This window comes from Kribbella sp., assembly GCF_035655035.1.
GTDB lineage: Bacteria > Actinomycetota > Actinomycetes > Propionibacteriales > Kribbellaceae > Kribbella.
Map to the genome: position 1 here is coordinate 1 of NZ_DASRVN010000201.1, position 5,198 is coordinate 5,198.

Here is a 5,198-nt window from a genome sequence, read left to right on the forward strand (position 1 = left end):
CCGCGGCTCGAGGAGCTCGCCACCATCGGGGCGTTCACGCGGACCGGCGTACCGGCGCCGATCGTCGCGGTCGGGTTCGCCGTACCGCCGACGTACGCCTTGATCTCGGCCGCCTTGGTGTCGTCCAGGTGCACGGTCGGCACCGCGTGCAGGTCGGCGTCCAGCGTGCCGGGGGTGATGTTCAGCAGGATCATGCCGATGCCGCCCGCGTTCTTCACCTGCAGACTCTTGTCGGCGCGGGCGTTCACACCGCGGTCGCAGACCACGATCTTGCCCTTCACCTTGGCCGGGTCGAGCGTGCCGGCCTGGCAGAGGGTCAGGTTCGCCGGATTGGCACCGTCCAGCCCGGCGTCCTTGGCCAGCACGACCGGCGCCTGCGGCGTACCGGAACCGATTCCCGCGCCGGTGTAGGACTTGCCGTTCCCGAGCGTCACGGTGGTCTGGATGTCGCGGTCATGGGTGCCGTTGGCAACGGACGTGACCCAGGGGTACGTCTTGCCGACGGTCGCATCGCCCGGACCGGTGTTCCCGGCGCTGCTCGCGACGAACACGCCCGCCTTCGCGGCCCGCAGGAACGCGAGCCCGGTGGCGTTCACGTACGTCGACCCGCTGCCGGAGATCGAGTAGTTGATGACGTCCACGCCGTCCGACACCGCGGCGTCGATCGCGGCCACGATGTCGGCGTCCGTACCGCTGCCGCCGCCGGACGCGTCGACCGCCCACAGCGCCTTGTAGATCGCCAGCCGGGCGTGCGGCGCCATACCGGAGCCCTTGCCGTAGTCACGGCCCATCACGGTCATGTCGACGCCGTAGTCGCCGGCCGCCGTACTCGCGGTGTGCGTGCCGTGGCCGCCGTAGTCGCGCGGCGACTTGAACTCCTCCGGGATCGGGCGGTTGCCGATGCCCTTGTCGAAGTACCGCGCGCCGATCACCTTGTTGTTGCAGGTGACGGGCGCTTCCTCGCCGGCCTGACAGGTGCCCTTCCACTTCTTCGCGACGATCGCGTCGGACTGCTTGGTCGTCTTCATCGGCGCGAAGCTCGGGCGCTCCGGGACGTACCCGGAGTCGATCATGCCGATGATCACGCCGTCGCCGGCGTTGTCGACGCCGCCCGCCTGCTGCCAGGCGCCGCCCTTCCCGGACAGGCCGAGGAAGCGCGGGGTGTCGACGGTGTCGGCGTGCTCGATCTCGCTCGGCTCGACGCTCTTCACGCCCGACGACTTGGCCAGCTTCACCGCGTCGTCGTACGACATCTCGGCCGAGAACCCGGCATACGTGTAGTTGTAGTCGTAGAGCTTCTTGACGCCCGGAACGGCCTTGAGTACGTCGGTGCGCTCGCTCGCGAGGTGCTTGACGTAGTCGACGACGGGCGCCGCGCTCTTCAGCAGCTTCGCGCCGGGCAGCACCTTCGTGGCCGCGAGACCGGCGATGTCACCGTCGTACTCCGTCACGGGCGAGTCGTCGAGCTGGACGATGTACGAACCGGTGTCGGAGCGTTTGACGTCGGGGTCGGACTGGGTCGGGGCCGGCTGGAAGGCGTTCGCGGCGTTCACCAGCACGGGAACGCCGGCACAGGCGGCGATCAGTGCGGTGGCAGCGAGAATCGCCGGTCGCTTGCGGGTCACGGAGTTCCTCCAGGGCTTGGCGGCGCGATGGTGGAGTTAGGGTGCGGCTCCCGATCCCACGTCGTAGCGAGGAGGTGCTCGGTGCGGTAGCTCGGCGTGCGGGGGCGAAGGTCTCGATGCGGAGCATCGTGGCCTTTGCACCCGTGCGGCGAGGTGCCGTGCCGAGTGCCCCGCAGTAGGCGTGGGATCGGGAGACGCACCCTAGGGCTCGCGGGGCCTTGAGTATGCCGTCAGCGGTCGGAGGTGTCACGCTCAGCAGAGCCCGCGACTGCCGAGAGCAAGGGAAAACCCGATGCCGGATCTGACCGAGTCAATCACAGTGCAGTCGTCCGCTGACACACTGTATCGATTGGTCAGCGATCTACCGCGGATGGGCGAATGGAGCCCGGAGTGCACCCGGGTCAGGTGGTCCGGATCTGCGTCTCGTGTCGTGACGGCGGGGTCGCGTTTTGTCGGGCACAACCGGGTGGGGTTCGTCCGGTGGTTCACCTTCGGCAGGGTGGTGACCGCGGAGCCCGGGCGGCGCTTCACCTTCGACATCACGTTCGGCACGGTCCGGATCTCGCGCTGGGACTACGAGTTCGCCGATACCGCGGACGGCTGCACGGTCACCGAATCCTGGACCGACCACCGCCCGGTCGTCCTCAAGAAGCTGTTCCGGCCGGTGTTCGGCGACCGCACGCCGCGCAACGTCGAGGGCATCCACACCACGCTCCTGCGGCTGAAGTCCGCCGCCGAGGCTGCGCACGGCCGATGATCCGCCCACTGCCGGTTTGGAGGAGAAGACTGCTTGTTGCTAATCTGGTTCTTCGCGTGCCCACGGGTGGTGTACAGCCGTGCGCGCAACACCATCCTGTATTAACCGCACACACCTGATCGAGGCTCTGCTCCGTGGCGAACATCAAGTCCCAGATCAAGCGCAACCGCCAGAACGAGGCTGCGCGACTTCGCAACAAGTCCGTGAAGTCGACCCTCAAGACGGCTGTCCGGCGCTTCCACGAGGCCGTCGAGGCCGGCGAGGCCGAGAAGGCCAACGACACCGCTCGCAAGGCGGGCCGCCTGCTCGACAAGGCCGTCAGCAAGGGCGTCATCCACGCCAACCAGGCCGCCAACCGCAAGTCGGCCATCTTCAAGAAGGCCGCGTCGCTCTGACGCCCCGGTCGCGCCACTGACGCGACCCCGAACGATCGGCCCGTCCCCGCGACCGGCCGATCGTTTTCGTATGCCCGCAGCTGGTCCCGATGTGTACAGTGAACACTGTTAACTTCTCGACGATCCGGCAGGTGATCCATGCGGGCCTACGTCCTGACGCGGTACGGCGACGCGCGCGCGATGGAGTTCCGCGACGTACCGGACCCGACGCCGGGCGACGAGGAAGTCCTGATCCGGGTCCGGGCCGCGGGTCTCAACCCCGTCGACTACAAGATCCGTGAAGGCAAGCTGCGACTGATCAACCGCCTGCGGCTGCCCATCGTCGCCGGCAGCGAGCTGTCCGGCGTGGTCGAGGGCGTCGGGCCAGGCGTCAGCCGCTTCGCGGTCGGCGACCGGGTGTTCTCCCGGGTCGACAAGCACAAGCTGGGCGCCTACGCGCCGTACGCGACAGTGCACCAGAGCATCGTCGCCAAGATGCCCGCGACCCTGGACTTCGCCGCCGCGGCCGGGCTCCCGCTCGCCGGTCTGACGGCACTACAGGCGCTCCGCGACGAGTTGGCGGTCAAGGCCGGCGACAACGTGTTCATCTCCGGCGGAGCAGGCGGCGTGGGTACGCTCGCCATCCAGCTCGCCGCCTGGATGGGCGCGAACGTGGCGACCACCGCGTCCCCGCGCGGTGCGGACCTGGTGCGCTCCCTCGGGGCCGGGACCGTGATCGACTACCGGAGCGAGCGGTTCAAGGACCTGCTCAGCGGTTACGACGGGGCGTTCGACCTGACCGGCGGCCAGGACCTGATCGACAGCTTCGACATCCTCCGGCGCGGTTCCAGGACGGTCTCGATCGCGGGCATGCCCGACGCGACGACCGCTCGCCTGGACCTGGACGCCGGACCGCTGCTGACGGCCGCGCTGGCGGTGGCGAGCGCGAAGATCCACCTCCAAGCACGCCGTCGCGGCGTCGGCTACCGGTACCTGTTCATGCACCCGAGCGGCGCCGACCTCGACGTACTGGCAGACCTGGTCGACAAGGGCCACCTCAGACCGCTGATCGACCGCGTCTTTCCCTTCGCCGACCTCGCCGCCGCCTTCACCCACCTGGAACAAGGCCACGCCAAGGGCAAGGTCGTCGTACAGCTCTGAGCCCTGCGCCGGGTCGGTCAGCTCCGAGTCCTGCGGCGGGTCTGTCCGCGAGGGCGTGGAGTCGGGGCCGTCAGCGATGTCCGTGAGCGCGTGGAGTCGGGTCCGTCAGCTCGGAGCCCTGCGCCGGGCTTGTCGGCGAGGTCCGTGAGCGCTGGGAGTGTCGGGGCCATCAGCGACGGCCGTGGGCGCGGGTGACGGTGAGGACCATGCGTTCGAGCGCATAGCCGACGTCGCCGGAGGCGCCCTTCACGTCCGCGTCGGCCTGAGCGACGGCCTTGATCGCGGCGGCCAGCCCACCGGGCGTCCAGCCACGCGACTGCTGCTTGAGCTGCTTCAGCTTCCACGGCGGTACGCCGACCTCGCGCGCCAGATCCGCGTCCCGCATCCCACCCGACGCGCTCGCGTACTTCGCCAACCCACGCAACCCGCCGGCCATCGCACTCGTCACCAGCACCGGCGCGACGCCACAGTCCAGCGCCCACCGCAACTGCTCCAGCGCCGGCTCCGTCCGCCCGGCGATCGCGGCATCCGCCACCGCGAAGCTCGTCACCTCGGCGCGCCCACCGAAGTACTGCCCGATCAGCTCAGCCGTCACGGCCTGCCCGCCCGAGTCCGACACTAGCTGCGAACAGGCCCCCGCCAACGCCCGCAGGTCATGCCCCACCGCATCCACCAGCGCCGACGCCGCCCCCTCGTCGACCGACCCGCCCAGCAACCGGATCTCCCCCGCGACGAACTGCGGCAACTCCCACGCCTTGGGCGCGGTCGCGACCACCTCGTTGACCGATGCCTTGCGCAACTTGTCGAGTACGCCCTTGCCCTTCTGCCCACCCGAATGCACGAGCACCACGAGTACGTCGTCCGACGGCGCCCCGGCGTACTCGATCAGATGCGCCGCCATCTCGCTCGGCAGATTCTCGAGCGCCCGCAGCACCAGCACCCGCTCGGTCGCGAACAGCGACGGCCCGGTCAACTCGGCGAACACCCCGACATCCAGCGTCGACGCATCGAGATCCGTCACCTCGACCTCGGAGTTGCTCTTCGACACCGCCACGTTGCCCTTGGACACCGCCGCGATCGCCGACCGCACCGCCCGATCCGCCAGGAACGACTCGGCGCCGGTCACCAGCAGCACATCACCAAGCTTCGGCGCAGAACCTTTACGAGCAGCCACCACGCCAGCATCCCACGCCACCCCGACAATCCCCGTGCACACCCACCCCAAACCCACCAAGATGACCCCATGCCCCCGACCCCACCCAACCCGAACCCACCCAGCAC

5 protein-coding genes are annotated in these 5,198 nt (G+C 69.2%); 3 read left to right on the plus strand and 2 right to left on the minus strand.

All coding sequences use genetic code 11. The features are described 5' to 3' along the window. On the minus strand, positions 1-1,625 hold a 1,625-nt coding region (locus VFF46_RS11815; protein WP_325037134.1), incomplete at its 3' end, for a S8 family serine peptidase. A gap of 292 nt (positions 1,626-1,917) precedes the next feature. On the opposite strand from VFF46_RS11815, the gene VFF46_RS11820 reads away from it, so the two are divergent. From VFF46_RS11820 to VFF46_RS11830, 3 genes are all read left to right on the plus strand, one after another. After that, positions 1,918-2,382, plus strand: a complete 465-nt coding sequence (locus VFF46_RS11820; protein ID WP_325037135.1) for an SRPBCC family protein — start codon at positions 1,918-1,920, stop codon at positions 2,380-2,382. Positions 2,383-2,516: 134 nt separating this feature from the next. Continuing rightward, positions 2,517-2,777 carry a 30S ribosomal protein S20 gene (gene rpsT, locus VFF46_RS11825; RefSeq protein ID WP_131290686.1) on the plus strand — a complete coding sequence of 87 codons (261 nt, stop codon included), beginning with the start codon at positions 2,517-2,519 and terminating at the stop codon, positions 2,775-2,777. Between the two features lie 138 nt (positions 2,778-2,915). After that, the gene (locus VFF46_RS11830; RefSeq protein ID WP_325037136.1) at positions 2,916-3,917 is read left to right on the plus strand and encodes an NADP-dependent oxidoreductase; all 1,002 of its coding nucleotides are present in this window, start codon (positions 2,916-2,918) and stop codon (positions 3,915-3,917) included. A 169-nt stretch (positions 3,918-4,086) separates the two neighbouring features. Here VFF46_RS11830 and holA read toward each other — a convergent pair whose 3' ends face one another. Further along, on the minus strand, positions 4,087-5,091 hold the full coding sequence (gene holA, locus VFF46_RS11835) for a DNA polymerase III subunit delta (RefSeq protein ID WP_325037137.1): 1,005 nt from the start codon (positions 5,089-5,091) through the stop codon (positions 4,087-4,089). Positions 5,092-5,198 lie beyond the last annotated feature (107 nt).